We start from the raw sequence: 16,020 nt of genomic DNA, 5'->3' as shown, positions 1-16,020 counted from the left end.
TGCCGGTGCGGGTGGTGTACGACGGTATTGATGACTGGGACTCTATGGCAATACCTCGACCTCGTATCCCGTTTTGGGTCATTGGCGGATATGGAGCGGTCCGCTGATCAACCGCGCGACCGGATTCGGCCCATCCGTTTGAGGAGGCGATCAGCCGGCTCGAACAATTCCGGCCGGGACACCACCGTGTTGCGCAAAGCCCGCACCGGGACGCGGTGTGCGCGATGGCACAGCGCGACCGGATGACGGTGCCGGGACACCCATCCTTCGGAAACCGTCAGTTCACGCGTCTTGAGGCAATCCTTGTACTGCTTTTCGCCGCGCCCCAGATCGACATGGGCCAGCCCCTCGGCGGCGGCCCCCTCGGCCATGCGCAGATGCAGCACCAGACCGGGCGAGAACTTCGCGTACGCCGGGTCGTACGCGGGGAACCAGCAGGACAGCACCCGCTCGGAACGGATGCCGAAGTGCGCGGCGACCGGCGTGTCTCCCGCGTAGAGCACCGACAGCAGCCCGGAGAAGGCCGCGGTGCGGGTGTGGAAGAGCTGGTCGACGAGCTGGACGATCCAGGGGTGGGCGAAGCGGTCGCTGCGCCCCGTCCTGCGGTACTGCGCCGACTTCCAGTCGAGCAGCCGGCGCAGCACCGCCGGGTCCCGCTCGTCGTGCACGTACCGCACCGGGCCGACGTCCCGGCCCAGCTTGCGTTCCTTGGTCCGGGTCCGGCGGGTGAACTTCGGGGAGTTCTCCAGCAGCCACGCCAGGTACGTCTCGTACCCCTGGTCCAGGTCGATGACGGGGGAGGGGAAGCTGTGCAGATGCGCCGTCTCGAAGGGCTTCTGGCCCTCCACCAGGTGGTCGAACTCCAGCACCGACAGCCCGCAGGCGTGCAGCAGCTCGCGGGAGTCCCACTGGAAGCCGGGCCGGTGCACCAGCCCCTGGGCATCGGAGACCCCCAGTCCGATCGCCCGCCCGATGCCCAGCGGTGAGCGCTGGAAGGGCAGGAACGCGGCCGGCTCGCCGTCCTCCCGGATCACCGCGATCCGCACCCCGCGCCGGCACCGGCCGACGGCGAGGGCGAACTCGGGTGCGAGGAAAGGATTGGCCAGCTGGGGGGTCCCCAGCAGATGGGCCTGGGACTGCACGGTGCTCCACGCCGCCCGGTCGGTGCCGCTGAGTTCACCCGGGCGGTACACGCTGATGTCCACGTCAGTTCGTCCGACTTCCCCGTCCACGGGCGCCGCTATGCCGGCGCCGCACGCTGACCCCTAGGAATACGATGCCGCTGAGCACGGCGACGGCCACCACGCCGCCACGCGCCGACCAGATGTGCAGCGCGAGCATGGCCTGCGCGACGAGCAGGTCCACCGCGACGGCCGCGGACCCCGCGACGACGGCCCTGCTCAGCGGGTCGAGGCGCCCCAGCGCGGTGGCGACGGCCGTGGCGGGCGCCAGCACCAGGAAGAAGAGGGTGCAGGGCGCGCGCAGCGGCGAGGCGATGTCGGCGAGCGCCAGGAAGGCCCCCACGCCGCCCACGGCCACGGCCGCCCCGGCCAGTACGGGCGCCGAGTCCGCGCGCAGCCGCCCGCCGCCCCGGTCGTCCGCGCCCGTCGCCGGGCCGCCCGGCCCGTCGCCTCCCGGACCGCCGTGGGCGGGCCCGTCGCCGGCGGCTCTGCCGCCGTCCGGCGCGTTGCCGTTGATGCTCTTGGTGTGCATTGGCAGCTTTGCCCCCCATAAGCGCCTGATGCCGGGCTTCAATGTCGCGCAGGGGGCGTGCGGCCGTCAAGACGCGAAGAAGGCGTGAACGGGCCATGTCCGGCGCGTGGTTGCAGTGGTGACGATCCGTTCGCGAAGGAGTCGGGGCAGGGGCCGAAGGCGACCTTCGGGCGGTTGCCGGACGGTCCGGACACCGGCGGCGCCCTGATGGAGGGTACCGCCGCCCGGGGGAGGGGCGTCTTGCGCCGGGAACGGTGTGGCCTGATCGCTGCGGTGGGGAATCCCGGCGCCCGTCCGGCCCCCGGACGACGTGTCATATACGCGTCATGATGATGTCGCGATACGTCCACCCGGATCACCCGTGATCGTGAGTATGGGTGTCAACACTTCCCGTAACGACCGGGTCCTGCTACATCAGGAGTGGCAGAGATCCTGCTCAGGGAGGTTCCATGAGACTGTCCCGATGCGCGGCGACGACGTCCGCGTTCCTCGTCACCTCGGCGCTCGCGCTCTCCGGCGCGAGCGCCGCCGTGTCCGCCCCCCAGCCCAGGGCCACCGACTACGTGGCTCTCGGCGACTCCTACTCCTCGGGGGTGGGGGCGGGCAGCTACGACGGCGGCAGCGGCTCCTGCAAGCGCAGCACCAAGTCCTACCCGGCCCTGTGGGCCGCCGCCCACACCCCCTCGTCCTTCCACTTCACCGCCTGCTCCGGCGCCCGTACGGGCGATGTGCTCGCCAGGCAGCTCACCCCGGTGAACTCCGGCACGGACCTGGTGAGCATCACCATCGGCGGCAACGACGCGGGCTTCGCCGACACCATGACCACCTGCGCCCTCCAGGGCGAGGCCGCCTGCCTGAACCGGGTCGCCCAGGCGCGCGCGTACGTCAACCAGACCCTGCCCGCGAAGCTGGACCAGGTCTACGACGCCATCGACGGCAAGGCGCCCGCCGCCCAGGTCGTCGTCCTCGGCTACCCCCGCTTCTACAAACTCGGCGGCGCCTGCGCCGTCGGCCTCTCGGAGAAGTCCCGCGCCGCGATCAACGCCGCCGCCGACGACATCAACGCCGTCACCGCCAAGCGCGCCGCCGACCACGGCTTCACCTTCGCGGACGTCAACACCACCTTCGCCGGGCACGAGATCTGCTCCTCGGCCCCCTGGCTGCACAGCGTGACCCTCCCCGTGGAGAACTCCTACCACCCCACCGCCAACGGACAGTCCAAGGGCTACCTGCCGGTCTTCGGCTCCGCCGCCTGACCCCGCCCCTGCCCCCTCGGAGAAGTCCCGCCTTGCGCGGGACTTTTCTACGTCGGCGGGCCGCCGTCGTCCCGCGCGCCGGTCGCCCCGCCGTACTGCCCGCCGTCCGTGGCTCCACCCGTCGCCCCGCCCGTGGCCGTCCCCGGAGAGGTGGTGGGCGCCGGCGTGGTCGGCTCGGTGGTGGTGGGGTGCCCGGTCGTCGGAGGCCGGGTGGCCGTACGGGGAGGGGTGGTACGGGGATAGGTGTGGCCGGGCGGGGTGGTGCCGGGATACGTACGGCCGGGAGTCGTGGTGGCCGGGGCAGTGGTGGCGGACGCCGTGCCGCCGGAGGACGTCTGTCCCGGAGACGCGCCGCCGCCCGTACCGTTGCCTCCACCGCCGTCACCGGTGCTGCCCCCGGAACCGCCGCCCGTCGTACTGCCCGGCGTACGGTCCGGCGTGCCGCTGTCGTCCAGCAGCGCGTACGCCACCCCGCCCGCCGCCAGCAGGGCGAGCAGCGCACCGGCCAGCAGCAGCCGCACCGAACGCCGCCGGCGCCGCTCGGCCTCCTGACCGGCCGCGGCCGTCGTCGTGGTGGCCCCGTCCGGTGCTCCGGCCGGCGGTCCGGGCACCGGCATCGGTGCCGCGGGCCCGTACCCGTACGCGGTGGCGGCACGGTCGGCGGTGACCGTCGGCGGCTGACCGGGCGGCACCACGACCGTGGGCGTGGCGCCGCTGCCCGCGACCGCCTCCAGCATCCCCTGCGCCTCGGCCGCGTCCAGGCGCTCCCGCGGGTCCTTGCGCAGCAGCCCTTCCAGTACGGGTGCCAGCGGACCCGCGCGGCGCGGCGGCGGCAGCTGCTCGTCGACCACCGCGCGCAACGTGGTCAGCGGGGTGTCCTGGCGGAACGGCGAACGCCCCTCCACCGCCGCGTACAGCGTCACGCCCAGCGACCACAGGTCCGACTCCGGCCCCGCCTGCTGACCCAGCGCCCGCTCCGGTGCCAGGAACTCCGGCGACCCCACCAGCTCGCCCGTCTGTGTCAGCGCGGCGGAGCCCGCCACCCGCGCGATGCCGAAGTCGGTCAGCACCACCCGGCCGTCGTTGGAGAGCAGGACATTGCCCGGCTTCACGTCCCGGTGCAGCACGCCCGCCGTGTGCGCGACCCGCAGCGCGGCCAGTACCTGTGCCCCGATGCCCGCGGCCCGGACCGGCGCCATCGGGCCCTCCGCGCCCAGGGCCTCGGCCAGCGACAGGCCGCGCACCAGCTCCATGACGATCCACGGCCGCCCGCCCTCGGACACCACGTCGAAGACGGTCACCACGTTGCGGTGCGAGATCCGGGCCGCGGCCCGGCCCTCCCGCTCCAGCCGCGCGTACAGCAGCTGTTCCTCGCGGTCCGACAGTTCGCGTGGCGCCCGTACCTCCTTGACGGCGACCTCGCGGGCCAGCAGCTCGTCCCGGGCCCGCCACACCACCCCCATGCCGCCCCGGCCCAGCTCGTCGGCCAGCCGGTAGCGTCCCGCCAGCAGCCGTCCGCCGTCCCCGCCGCCCCGCCGGCCGCCGGTTCCCGCACTGCCAGGACCCTCGCTCATGGACGAGCCCCCCTCGCGATAGAGCGATTCGGTGGGAACGTACCTCAACCCGGCGTCGTTGCCGCCCCCTTGAGCAGCAATCCGCAGCCGGGCGGCAGGACGACGGCGGCGCTGCCGGCGGGGCGCCGTCGTACGTGATCTTCGGCACGGCGGCGCCGGGCGGGCGGGCCGGCGCGCGGTCACGCCGGTGCCGGCCGGCGGCTCCGCCAGGCCCACGACCTCGGTACTCATCCAACTCGCCCTGGGGTGACAGTGATCCGTATGGTGGCGTCAACGTCGGTGTGCGGGAGGTGAACGCCGGTGACCGGGCCGCGCGCGTGTCACGGGAGAGAGATAGGGTTACCCTGCCCGGGCCGGGTGCCCTCGTACGGGTGGGGAGTGTCATGGAACAGATAACAATGCGCAGCAGGCCACGCGTGCCTGCCATCAGTTGCGGAAGCGGCGCGTCCAGCGCGCGGCTCGACCGCCATCTCGCGGTGCTGGGCGGTCCCGCCGTCCCGCAGCGGGAGACGGAGGGCGCGACATCGTTGATGCAGGAGCTCACCGCTCGTGATCACGGGCGCACGAGGACGAACCGCGGCGCCAGGGTGTCGCTGTTCGCACCACTGCGCAGGCTGCGCCGGTCGCTCTTCGGCGGCCACGGCTGAGGCATCACCGACGCCGTACCGTCCCGGTCCCTCAGGCGACCACACCGTCCCGGCGCAGCGCTGCGATCCGCTCGCTCGTCAGACCCAGAGCGCTCAGCAGCGCGTCGGTGTGTTCGCCGAGGGCCGGTACGTCCCCCATCACCGGCCCGGCGCTCCCGGGCAGCGTGACCGGCGGCAGCAGCGCGCGCAGCGGCCCTGCCGGTGACCCCACCTCCCGCCAGCGGTCCCGCGCCGCGAACTGCGGATGCCCGGCCAGCTCCGCCACCCCGTTCAGCCGCGCACAGGCGATCCCCGCCGCCTCCAGCCGCCGTACGGCTTCCTCGACGCCCATCCCGGCCAGCACCTCGCCCACCACGAGGTCCGTCTTGTCCCGGTTGCGGGTCCGCGCCGCATTCGTCGCGAACGCCGGATCCTCTGCCAGTTCGGGCCGTTCCAGCACCTGCCGCGCCAGCCGCTGCCATTCCCGGTCGTTCTGCACGGACAGCAGGACCGGCCGCCCGTCCGCCGTCGGATAGGCGTTGTACGGCGCGATGACGGCGTGCGCGACCCCCGTGCGCGCGGGCGGTGTGCCCCCGTACATCCCGAAGTAGAGCGGATGCCCCAGCCACTCGGCCAGCGCGTCCAGCATCGCCACCTCCACCGGACCGCCGCGCCCGGTCGTGGCGCGGCGCAGCAGCGCGGCCAGCACACCCGAGAAGGCGTACATCGCCGCCGCGATGTCCGCCGCCGGTATGCCCGCCTTCGCCGGCTCCTCCGGCGTCCCGGTCAGCGAGACGAGTCCGGCCTCGCACTGCACGAGCATGTCGTAGGCCCGCTTGTGCGCGTACGGGCCGTCGGGGCCGTAGCCGGAGATGTCCACGGCGACCAGGCGCGGATACCGGGCGCACAGCGCCGCCGCGTCCAGCCCGAGCCGCGCCGCCGCGTCCTGCGCCAGGTTCTGCACGAACACGTCCGCGTCGCCCAGAAGTTGTTCCAGCAACTCGCGCCCCCGCGGGTCCTTCAGATCCAGCGCCAGGGACTCCTTGCCGCGGTTGGCCCACACGAAGTGCGAGGCCAGGCCGCGTACGGAGGTGTCGTAGGCGCGGGCGAAGTCGCCGCCGTCCGGCCGCTCGACCTTGATCACCCGGGCGCCGAGGTCGGCGAGCTGCCGGGTGGCGAACGGCGCCGCAACGGCCTGCTCGACGGCGACGACGGTGATGTCCTCCAGGGGCGGCGGCTGCGGCGGAGTGTGGTCCATGGTCGGAGCACCTACCCCCGCCGCGCGCCGGGCAACGCCCCGGGCGGCACGGCCGCGTCACAGCAGGGCGAACTGCCCGTCCGGACCCTCCTCGTGGTGATCCAGGACGGAGGCCGGGCGGCGGGCCGCGGCCGGCGGCGGCAGCACCCCCGCCGCGCGCAGCTCGGAGGCCTCGACGCGCGGCCCCTCCGCCGTACGCCGGTGCAGGTCCTCCTGCGCCGGACGCAGTTCGGCCGCCAGCGCCAGCACCGTGACCAGCTCCAGCAGTTCGGTGGTCCACTCCTGGGGCCAGGCGGCGGGCCGCACCGCCTCCAGGCTCCCCGGCTCGGCCGCCGGAGCCGTACGGCGCTCGAACCACGCCTCCAGCACCCGCACTCCGCCCGCCTCGGCCTCCCAGGCCGCCGGAGGCACGGGGGAGACCCGGCCGGGACCGAGGAGCAGCGCCTCCTCGTCCGGCAGGTAGGAGAGCGCGTCGGGCAGTCCGCGGGCGGGCAGCGGGGCCCGTACGTAGGGCCGCCGGCCGCCGGGCATCCGGGGACGGTCACCGGCGCGCGCCCCGTACGCCGTCCCGTCACCCCGCGCGCCCCTCGTCTGGAGCCACAGCAGCCGCTCGCCCAGCCCGACACCCTCCTCCCACACCCCGGCGTCGGCGGTCAGCGGCAGCACCGCGCCGGACGGCGTGGGCCGGGCGCTCGCCACCGTCCAGGCCAGCACCTCGGCGGCGCCGACCGGCCGGTCCAGACGCCGGGCGAGCAGCTCCGCCAGACCCGGGGCGAGGTTGGGCTCGCTGCCGCCGGGCCGCCGGTAGAGCGGGCGGATACGGCCGGGGCGCCCGGCAGGCGACCTGCCGTCCGGCAGCAGCGCGGAGGCCACCAGCGCCGGCCCTTCCGTCTGCGGTACGTGCCCCAGCTCCACCACGAAGACCTGCCGCCCGTCCGCGACCCGCCACAACTCCGGCCGGGCACCGTCGATCAGCCGGTGGTCGGGCAGCAGCCACTGCTGGTCGTACGGGCCGTGCAGGACACGTACCGGATCGGGGCACGGCCCGCCGGTGTGCGCGAGCCGCCCGGTGGGCGTGGCCTGGCCGGGCAGCTGAGGCACGGCCGTACGCAGCGTACGGGCGCGGCTGGGCCGGAACAGCCGCTCGCGCGCCGCGTCGTCCCCGGCCTCGTGCAGCGCCGCCCAGCGGGCCCGCAGCGAGGCGGCGTCCGGGGCCATGACCCAGCCGCGGCCGAGCCGCAGCGGCGCGACCGACCAGGGCATCAGGTCATCGAGCCGGGGTGCGGCCGCGAGCCTGCCGCCGCCGTTCCCCGCGGCCTGTGTCACCGTCACGCGGTCGCCCTCCCTGGACCTTCGGTGCGCCGGTTTCGCTGGGGGCATCGTAACGGCGGCGGCCGGAGGCGGTCTTTCGCGCGTGATCACCGCCGGGTACGGTCCAGGCCGTACGCCCGGTCCCCGCCCGGTCGTGCGTCCGTGCCGCCGCCGTCCGCCGGGAGGAGCGCCATGACCGCCACGCAGCTCGCCGGGGCGCGGGCGGGAGCCCGGCTGGACCGGCTGCCGCCGTCGCGCTGGCACCGCCGCCTGACCCTCACCGTCGGCATCGGCGCCTTCTTCGACCTCTACGAGATCTTCCTCGGCGGGGTGCTGGCCGCGGTGCTCGCCGAGCGGTGGCAGCTGGACCACACGGCCGAGTCCTGGGTGATCGCCTCCGGGTTCCTCGGCATGTTCGTGGGCGCCAATGTGCTGTCGGTGCTCGCGGACCGGTTCGGGCGGCGCCGGATGTTCCTGGTCAACCTGGGCGCGTACTCCCTGTGTTCGCTGCTGTGCGCCTTCGCGCCGAACGCCGAGTGGCTGATCGCGCTGCGCTTCCTGGCCGGGCTCGGCCTCGGCGCCGAACTCGTCCTGGTGGACACCTACCTCGCCGAATTCCTGCCGCGCGCGGTCCGCGGCCGCTACATCGCCTGGGCCTACACCTTCGGCTTCCTCGGCGTGCCGGTGGCCGCCTTCGTGGGCGCCCGCCTGGTGGCCACCCGTGAGCTGTTCGGTGTCGAGGGCTGGCGCTGGCTGCTGGTGGCGGGCGCGCTGGGCGCGGCGTTCATCCAGCTCATGCGCGCCCGGCTGCCGGAGTCACCGCGGTGGCTCACCGTGCACGGCCGCGAAAAGGAGGCGGCGCGGATCGTCACGGACATCGAGGAGCGCGTGGCGCGGGAGACCGGAGGGTCGCTGCCGTCGGTCGCGGTGGCGGCGGAGGTGCCGCAGCGCCGCGTCCCGCTGGGCGAGATGTTCCGCGGGGATTACCGGCGCCGTACGGTCATGTGGTGGATCTTCCAGGTCCTGCAGACCGTCGGTTACTACGGCTTCGGGTCGCTGGCGCCGGTCGTGCTGACCGCCAAGGGCCATACCGTCACCGCGTCGCTGAGCTACGCGGCCCTCAGCTTCTGCGGCTATCCGCTCGGCTCGGTGCTGTCCGTGCCGCTCATCGACCGGATCGAGCGCAAGACGCTGATCATCGCCGCCGCGCTGGGCATGGCCGTGTGCGGGCCGGTGTTCGGCTTCGCCGACGCGGGCTGGCTCATCGTGAGCGCCGGCTTCGCGCTGACCGTGTGCAGCAACGTCTTCTCCAACGCCTTCCACGTGTACCAGACCGAGATCTTCCCGACCGGTCTGCGCAGCAGCGCCATCGGGATCGCCTACTCGCTGTCCCGGCTCACGTCGGTGATACTGCCGTTCGTCGCGCTGACCGTGCTGGCGGACCTGGGGCCCGGTGCCGTCTTCATGGGGTCGGCGGTACTGATGGTGCTGCTGTGCCTGGATGTGGCGCTGCTGGGGCCGCGCAGCACGGGGCGCAGCTTGGAACGGATCTGAGGGAGCGTTCCGAAAGGCGGGCGGGACGGCGAACCGTCACCGCCCGCGGTGTTCAGAGAATGACCTGGTCCGAGCGGGTCTCCAGGCGGGCGATCGCCTTGCGGCACGCGCCGGCGAACTTCTTGAACTCCTCGTTGGTGCTGCCGGGACGCCCGTCCATCGTGTCCTTGTCGAAGAAGGACGCGCGCAGTTCGGTACTGAGTTCCAGTTGGCCGCCCTTGCCGAGCATGGTGCGGTTGCAGGGGTTGGCGGGGTCGACTCCGGCCAGGTCCGGGAAGTCGTCGCCGTCCACCGTCTTGAAGTGCTTGCCCAGTTCCTCGTGCAGCAGCTTCTTGAAGGCGGCGTTCAGGCCGCCGACCACGACCACCTTGGGGTCCTGGCCGCTGCGTACTCCGGCCTGCTCAGCGGTGCAGCCGTGCAGGCTCAGGACGTTGAGGCTGGAGGCCGCCATGGAGAGCGCGACATGGTCGTCGCAGTGCTTCGCGGTGACGTGCAGGTCGCGGTTGGACCCCAGGTTCATGCTGGGCAGCCGCAGCCCCTCGAACATCCAGTAGTCGTACACCGGCTCGCCCGGGAAGAGCGCCGCCAGGGTGTGGGGCAGGTAGCCCGCTATGCCCAGGCACAGCTCGGAGGTGCCCTTCTCGATGCCGCCGCCGTGCAGCGCCATGATCGTCGTGCGGTGGTACGGGTGTCTTTCTCCCCGCTCGTTGTCGAGCAGCTCGTGCCGTCTGTAGCGGCGCGCGAACTGGATGCCCTCCTGACCGGAGAGCTTCTTGTACAGATCCGTGTTGGTGTCGTACACGTCCTTGTCGGACGTGGCACGGGCCGGAGTGGCACCCATGCCCGTCACCAGAGGGGCGCTGCTGATGGCTGCCGCGCCGAGTGCGGCGGTGAGGACAGTACGACGGTTGATGGGTGACATGTCACACATCTTCACCTGCCGCGCCGCCGGCGCTCACACCGGGGTGGGTCACCGCGCTCCGGGCCCGGCTCAGTGCGCGTCCAGGGTCACCGTGAAGGAGAACCGGTCGCCCCGGTAGTGGATCAGGGCGACGTCCACCACCCGGCCTTCCTGGTCGTACGTGATGCCCGTGTAGTGCAGGATCGGGCTGAGCAGCGGCACCTGGAGCAGCCGGGCGGTCTCCGGGTCGGCCAGCCGCGCCTCGACCGTGTCCGTGATCCGGCTGATGGCCACGCCCACCGCGTCCCGCAGCACCTTCGTCATCGGCCAGCGCTCCAGGTCCGCGGGGTCCACGCGGGCGGCGACGTCGGGGTGCAGGAAGTTGCGTGCGTGGTTCGTCGGCTCGCCGGTCTTCGCGTCGCTGCGCAGCCTGCGGTACGTGGCCACCTCCGCCAGACCCGGGAAGTACTCGGCCAGCTCGGGCGGCACGGCGTCCGTGCCGTGCCCCAGCAGTTCGGTACGCATACCGGACTGCTGGGCCACGATCGCGTCCACCGAACCGAGCAGCCGCACGGGCGCCCCGCGCCGCGCGCTCGGCTCGATGAACGTGCCGCGCCTGCGGTGCCGGCTGATCAGCCCCTCCGTCTCCAGCTCCTTGAGCGCCTGGCGCATGGTCAGCACGCTCACGCCGTAGTGCGCGGCGAGCGCGTCCTCGGTCGGCAGGCGCAGCGGGGCGCCGGGGGAGCGGCCGAGTATGGACGCGCGCAGCGACTGCGAGACCTGGTACCACAGCGGCAGCTTGCGGTTCAGGTCCAGTGAGTCGGGGGCGAAGGTGGTCACGACGACTCCGTGTCAGGGCCGGACGGTTCCCGGTCAGAGCCTGTGCTCTCAGGGACGGAAGTGGCGCTCAAGACCCTGCCACACACCGTCGTAGCCGCTCTGCAGGTGGTCGGCGCCCGCCGCCTGCGCGGTGAGGGTGACCGGCCAGCGGGTCTCGAACATGAACGCCAGCCCGTCGTCGATCTTCTGCGGCTTCAGCTCGGCCGCGCTCGCCCGGTCGAAGGTCTCCCGGTCCGGGCCGTGCGCGGACATCATGTTGTGCAGCGAGCCGCCGCCCGGGACGAAACCTTCCGCCTTGGCGTCGTAGGCACCCTCGACCAGCCCCATGTACTCGCTCATCACGTTGCGGTGGAAGTACGGCGGCCGGAAGGTGTCCTCGCCGACCAGCCAGCGCGGCGCGAAGACCACGAAGTCCACGCCCGCCAGGCCGGGGGTGTCGGACGGCGAGGTGAGCACGGTGAAGATCGAGGGGTCCGGGTGGTCGTAGCTGATCGAGCCGATGACGTTGAAGCGGCGCAGGTCGTAGACGTACGGGACGTGGTTGCCGTGCCACGCCACGACGTCCAGCGGCGAGTGGTCGTACGTCGCCTTCCAGAGATTGCCGCAGAACTTGTTGACGACCTCGAAGGGGCCCTCCTCGTCCTCGTAGGCGGCGGTCGGCGCCAGGAAGTCCCGGGCGTTGGCCAGGCCGTTGGCGCCGATTGGGCCGAGGTCGGGGAGCTGGAAGGGCTGCCCGTAGTTCTCGCAGACGTAACCGCGGGCGGTGGCGTCGAGCAGTTCGACGCGGAAGCGGACGCCGCGCGGGATCAGCGCGACGTGCCCCGGTTCGGCGCGCAGCAGGCCCAGTTCGGTGCGGATCAGCAGGCCGCCGTGCTCGGGCACGATCAGCAGCTCGCCGTCCGCGTCGCTGAACACCCGGCGCTGCATGGAGGAGTTGGCGTGGTAGAGGTGGATGGCCATGCCGGTGCGCTGGGTGGAGTCACCGTTGCCGCCCAGGGTCCACAGTCCGGCCAGGAAGTCGGTGGGGATCCCGGGCGCGGGCAGCGGGTTCCAGCGCAGGCGGTTGGGGTCGGGTTCGGTCTCGGTGAAGGGGGCGCCGCGCAGCGCGCCGTTGTCCACCCGCGCGAACGCGGGGTGTGCGGCGGACGGGCGGACGCGGTAGAGCCACGTACGGCGGTTGTGGGCGCGCGGCTCGGTGAAGGCCGAACCGCTGAGCTGCTCCGCGTACAGCCCGAGGGGCGCGCGCTGCGGGGAGTTGCGGCCCACCGGGAGGGCGCCGGTGACCGCCTCCGAGCTGTGCTCGTTGCCGAAGCCCGAGGAGTACGCGAGTCCCTCGGCCGTCTTTCTCGCCCGCTCGTTGCCCGTGCCTGTCATCGCGTGCTCCCGCCGCTCAAGGGGATCCAGCAATCCTATGGAGGACCTTAGGATTGCGGGCCCGGCCCGTCAACGGAGACTCTCGGCCACGTCCGGGGGCGTACACGGTGCCGCTCCGTGGACGCGCCGGCCACCGGACCGGCCGGGCGACGGCGCGCACACCGCTCTCACAGCCTGTTGTTTTGCTCGTATTGCTCGCGCGTCAAGACCTTGTTAACGAAAGATTCGGCCACCTAACGTCACCTCGACCGCCGTCCCGGGCGGTGTTCAAGGGCGAACGTGAGGTACCCCCATGCTGACAATCCTCGGATTCGTCATGATCGCCACCTTCCTGGTGCTGATCATGACGAAGAAGATGTCGCCGATGGCAGCGCTCATCCTGATCCCCGCGCTCTTCTGCGTCCTGGTGGGCAAGGGGGCGCACCTGGGCGAGTACGTCCTCAAGGGCGTGGGCGACCTGGCGCCGACCGCCGCGATGCTGATGTTCGCCATCATCTACTTCGGCGTGATGATCGACGTCGGCCTGTTCGACCCGGTCGTCCGGGGCATCCTGCGGTTCTGCAAGGCGGACCCGGTCCGGGTCGTGGTCGGCACCGCGCTGCTCGCCGCGATCGTCTCCCTCGACGGCGACGGCTCCACCACCTTCATGATCACGGTCTCCGCGCTCTACCCGCTCTACCGCCGCCTGAAGATGAGCCTGGTGGTCATGACGGGCGTCGCCGCCACGGCCAACGGCGTGATGAACACCGTCCCCTGGGGCGGCCCGACCGCCCGCGCCGCCACCGCCCTCAAACTGGACGCCGGCGACATCTTCGTGCCCATGGTCCCGGCGCTGGCCACCGGCCTGGTCGCGGTCTTCCTGCTCGCGTACGTCCTCGGACGCCGTGAGCGCAAGCGGCTCGGCCTGCTCACGCTCGACGACGCGGTCACGGCGACCGAGCGCACGGTGCCCGGGCAGGCGGCGGGCGAGCCGGTGCTCGCCGCGGCGACCGGCGGCTTCGGAGCCCGCGTCCGTACGACCGTCCTCCGTACGGCGGCACTGCGTACGGCCAAGGCGCGCCCCGCGACGGCGACGGCCGGTGGCGGCGGTACGGCCCACCCGGAGACCGGCACCGGCGACGCGGCCCCGGGCACCGACGACGACTTCCAGGGCCTGGACCCGCACCGCGCCACCCTGCGCCCCAGGCTCTACTGGTTCAACGCCGCCCTCACCGTCACGCTGCTGGTCCTCCTCGTCCTGCAGACGCTGCCCATCCCGGTGCTCTTCCTCCTCGGCGCCGCCACCGCGCTCACCGTCAACTTCCCGCACATGGCCGACCAGAAGGCCCGGATCGCCGCACACTCGGAAAACGTCCTGAACGTCTCCGGCATGGTCTTCGCCGCCGCCGTCTTCACCGGCGTCCTCACCGGCACCGGCATGGTCGAGCACATGGCCCGCTGGCTCGTCGACGGCATTCCGGACGCGCTCGGCCCGCACATGGGCATCGTCACCGGCGTCCTGAGCATCCCGCTCACGTACTTCATGTCCAACGACGGCTTCTACTTCGGCATCGTGCCGATCCTCGCCGAGGCGGGCGCCGCGCACGGCGTGGGCGCCCTGGAGATCGCCCGCGCCTCCCTCGTCGGCCAGGCCCTGCACATGTCCAGCCCGCTCGTCCCCGCCGTCTACGTCCTCGTCGGCATGGCCAAGGTGGAATTCGGCGACCACACCCGCTTCACCGTGAAATGGGCGGTGCTGACCTCCCTGGTCGTCCTCGCCGCCGGCCTGCTGTACGGGATCATCTGACCCGTGGGCGCCGCGACGCCCGGCCGGGGCCGGCTGCCGCGCCTGGTCATCACCTTCTCCTTCGTCCAGGCGGCGGTGAGCATGGCCCGGCCCGCCGTCTCCTACCGGGCGCTCGCCCTGGGCGCCGACGAACGGGGCGGTCGGCGTGATCACGGCGGTGTACGCGCTGCTGCCGCTGCTGGTGGCCGTACCGCCCGGCCGCCGCACCGGCCACGGCCGCTGCGTCCCGCTATCGTGACCCCATGCCCGACCCGCCGTTGGAACAGTTCTTCAACCAACTCGCGCCCACCTACGACCTGTTGTACCCGGACTGGTCCACCGCCGTCGCCCAGCAGGGCCGCGCCCTCGACGCGTACGTACGTGCCGCGCTCGGCGACCGGGCGCACACTCTGCTGGACTGCGCCTGCGGTATCGGTACGCAGGCCATCGGCCTGGCCGCGGCCGGCCACGCCGTCACGGGGACGGACCTGAGCCCGGTCGCGGCGGCCCGCGCCACGGCCGAAGCGGCCGCCCGCGGCCTGCACCTGCCGACCGCCGCCGCCGACATGCGCCGGCTCCCCTTCGCCGACGCCCTGTTCGACGCGGTGGTGTGCGCCGACAACTCCCTGGCGCTCCTCGACACCCCCGAGGACGTCCGTGCCGCCCTCGGTGCCATGCGGCGGGTCCTGCGCCCCGGCGGCCAGCTCCTGCTGGGCATGCGCGCGTACGAGGAGGCCCGTCGCGACCGCTGGGAGGTCCTGCCGCCCCGCGTCGCCCGCACCCCCGACGGCGGCCGGGCCGTCACGCTGCAACTGTGGGAATGGCACGAGGACGGCGAGCACTACGACTTCGACCTCATCCAGCTGCTGCCGCGCGGCGGCACCTGGGAGGTGCGCAGCCGCCGCGCGACCTCGTGGGCCCTGACCCGGGACCAGGTCACGGCCTTCGTCACGGCCGCCGGATTCGAGCGCCTGGCGTGGCACGAGCCCGAGGCCGGCGGCTACTTCCAGCCCCTGCTGACGGCCCGGTGCTGACCTCCGGGTCTGCTTCCGGCCGGGCCCGAAGCGGACTCAGGGCCCGAAGTGAACCCGAAGCGCGCCTCGGCAGGGTGGTGGCTCCAGACGGGCCCGGCAGCGGGCCGGTCCGCCCAGCCGTCGGAGCAGCCACCATGGCAACCACCCCCCCCACCACCGGCGCCGCGGAGAAGACCCCGGTGACCGTGCTCGGCCTCGGCGCGACGGGCCGGGCGCCGGCCGGCGCCTTCCTCCAGGCCGGGCACCCCACCACCGTATGGAACCGCTCGCCGCACCAGGCCGACGAACTGGCCGGCCGCGGCGCCCTACGGGCCGCGAGCGTCGCCGAGGCGGTGGCCGCGAGCCCGCTGGTCGTCGTCTGCGTCCTGGACTACGAGGCCGCCCACCGCATCCTGGAACCGGTCGGCGCCGGTCTCGCCGGGCGGGTCCTGGTCAACCTCACCTCCGGCACCACGCAGCGCTCCCGGCGCGCTGCCGAGTGGGCCGCCGGGCCCGGCACGGGCTGCTACCAAGGAATTAGGAATTAGGCGGCGGGTGTCGGGCACATCATCGAGGCGTCCCGGGACCGTGGCGTCGGCACCGGCGTACTGGACGCGCTCAAGGCGCTGACGGACCGCACGATCGCCGCGGGGCACGGCGAGGCGGAGTTCGTCCGGGGGACCGGCACGATGCGCGAGGCGTCGGCTTGAGGCGTACGGGAGCGGGGGGGGGGGGGGGGCCCCCCCCCCCCCCCCCCGGGGCCGCTGGGCCCCCCTTCCCGTGTACCCCCGCCACGTGGTGGGTGGCCTGTGGCGGTAGAGGGGGGTTGATCTCG

14 protein-coding genes and 2 pseudogenes are annotated in these 16,020 nt (G+C 73.1%); 8 read left to right on the top strand and 8 right to left on the bottom strand.

What is annotated here, in order from left to right; all coding sequences use genetic code 11:
• Positions 1-107 precede the first annotated feature (107 nt).
• Both ACZ4Z1_RS02920 and ACZ4Z1_RS02915 read right to left on the bottom strand, forming a co-directional pair.
• Positions 108-1,205 (bottom strand): GNAT family N-acetyltransferase, encoded by a 1,098-nt coding sequence (locus ACZ4Z1_RS02920; RefSeq protein ID WP_468484772.1) that lies wholly within the window; start codon positions 1,203-1,205, stop codon positions 108-110.
• A 1-nt stretch (position 1,206) separates the two neighbouring features.
• Complete coding sequence (locus tag ACZ4Z1_RS02915; protein ID WP_468484771.1) at positions 1,207-1,713, bottom strand: hypothetical protein; 507 nt, start codon at positions 1,711-1,713, stop codon at positions 1,207-1,209.
• 449 nt (positions 1,714-2,162) lie between these two features.
• Here ACZ4Z1_RS02915 and ACZ4Z1_RS02910 point away from each other — a divergent pair, with 449 nt between their 5' ends.
• Positions 2,163-2,969, top strand: coding sequence for an SGNH/GDSL hydrolase family protein (locus tag ACZ4Z1_RS02910; protein ID WP_468484770.1), 807 nt, complete (start codon positions 2,163-2,165; stop codon positions 2,967-2,969).
• 47 nt (positions 2,970-3,016) lie between these two features.
• Here ACZ4Z1_RS02910 and ACZ4Z1_RS02905 read toward each other — a convergent pair whose 3' ends face one another.
• The gene (locus ACZ4Z1_RS02905; protein WP_468484769.1) at positions 3,017-4,543 is read right to left on the bottom strand and encodes a serine/threonine-protein kinase; all 1,527 of its coding nucleotides are present in this window, start codon (positions 4,541-4,543) and stop codon (positions 3,017-3,019) included.
• A 383-nt stretch (positions 4,544-4,926) separates the two neighbouring features.
• On the opposite strand from ACZ4Z1_RS02905, the gene ACZ4Z1_RS02900 reads away from it, so the two are divergent.
• A complete protein-coding gene (locus ACZ4Z1_RS02900) occupies positions 4,927-5,190 on the top strand; it encodes a hypothetical protein (RefSeq protein ID WP_365843115.1) in 264 nt (87 codons plus the stop codon).
• 31 nt (positions 5,191-5,221) lie between these two features.
• Here ACZ4Z1_RS02900 and ACZ4Z1_RS02895 read toward each other — a convergent pair whose 3' ends face one another.
• Together ACZ4Z1_RS02895 and ACZ4Z1_RS02890 are read right to left on the bottom strand one after the other, a co-directional pair.
• Positions 5,222-6,427 (bottom strand): CaiB/BaiF CoA transferase family protein, encoded by a 1,206-nt coding sequence (locus tag ACZ4Z1_RS02895; RefSeq protein ID WP_468484768.1) that lies wholly within the window; start codon positions 6,425-6,427, stop codon positions 5,222-5,224.
• Positions 6,428-6,484: 57 nt separating this feature from the next.
• The gene (locus tag ACZ4Z1_RS02890; RefSeq protein ID WP_468484767.1) at positions 6,485-7,759 is read right to left on the bottom strand and encodes a type ISP restriction/modification enzyme; all 1,275 of its coding nucleotides are present in this window, start codon (positions 7,757-7,759) and stop codon (positions 6,485-6,487) included.
• A gap of 171 nt (positions 7,760-7,930) precedes the next feature.
• Here ACZ4Z1_RS02890 and ACZ4Z1_RS02885 point away from each other — a divergent pair, with 171 nt between their 5' ends.
• The gene (locus ACZ4Z1_RS02885) at positions 7,931-9,292 is read left to right on the top strand and encodes an MFS transporter (protein ID WP_468484766.1); all 1,362 of its coding nucleotides are present in this window, start codon (positions 7,931-7,933) and stop codon (positions 9,290-9,292) included.
• 52 nt (positions 9,293-9,344) lie between these two features.
• Here the strand turns inward: ACZ4Z1_RS02885 and ACZ4Z1_RS02880 are convergent, their stop codons facing one another.
• From ACZ4Z1_RS02880 to hmgA, 3 genes are all read right to left on the bottom strand, one after another.
• Positions 9,345-10,214, bottom strand: coding sequence for a poly-gamma-glutamate hydrolase family protein (locus tag ACZ4Z1_RS02880; protein WP_468484765.1), 870 nt, complete (start codon positions 10,212-10,214; stop codon positions 9,345-9,347).
• A gap of 69 nt (positions 10,215-10,283) precedes the next feature.
• Complete coding sequence (locus ACZ4Z1_RS02875) at positions 10,284-11,033, bottom strand: GntR family transcriptional regulator (RefSeq protein ID WP_468484764.1); 750 nt, start codon at positions 11,031-11,033, stop codon at positions 10,284-10,286.
• A 48-nt stretch (positions 11,034-11,081) separates the two neighbouring features.
• Positions 11,082-12,407, bottom strand: coding sequence for a homogentisate 1,2-dioxygenase (gene hmgA / locus ACZ4Z1_RS02870; RefSeq protein WP_468484763.1), 1,326 nt, complete (start codon positions 12,405-12,407; stop codon positions 11,082-11,084).
• A gap of 292 nt (positions 12,408-12,699) precedes the next feature.
• On the opposite strand from hmgA, the gene ACZ4Z1_RS02865 reads away from it, so the two are divergent.
• The 5 genes and pseudogenes from ACZ4Z1_RS02865 to ACZ4Z1_RS02845 form a co-directional block, all read left to right on the top strand.
• The gene (locus ACZ4Z1_RS02865) at positions 12,700-14,193 is read left to right on the top strand and encodes a CitMHS family transporter (protein ID WP_468484762.1); all 1,494 of its coding nucleotides are present in this window, start codon (positions 12,700-12,702) and stop codon (positions 14,191-14,193) included.
• Between the two features lie 3 nt (positions 14,194-14,196).
• Positions 14,197-14,425, top strand: a pseudogene (locus tag ACZ4Z1_RS02860) (MFS transporter); the annotation flags it as partial.
• 10 nt (positions 14,426-14,435) lie between these two features.
• A complete protein-coding gene (locus ACZ4Z1_RS02855; RefSeq protein WP_468484761.1) occupies positions 14,436-15,206 on the top strand; it encodes a class I SAM-dependent methyltransferase in 771 nt (256 codons plus the stop codon).
• A gap of 134 nt (positions 15,207-15,340) precedes the next feature.
• Positions 15,341-15,733 carry an NAD(P)-binding domain-containing protein gene (locus ACZ4Z1_RS02850; RefSeq protein WP_468484760.1) on the top strand — a complete coding sequence of 131 codons (393 nt, stop codon included), beginning with the start codon at positions 15,341-15,343 and terminating at the stop codon, positions 15,731-15,733.
• A gap of 15 nt (positions 15,734-15,748) precedes the next feature.
• Positions 15,749-15,895 (top strand): annotated as a pseudogene (locus tag ACZ4Z1_RS02845) (imine reductase family protein); the annotation flags it as partial.
• Positions 15,896-16,020: the final 125 nt, after the last annotated feature.

The sequence above is a fragment of the Streptomyces sp. NPDC030165 genome (genome assembly GCF_055573595.1).
Note: the sequence above shows the minus strand (reverse complement) of the source record. Positions and strands in the feature narration are given on the sequence as shown.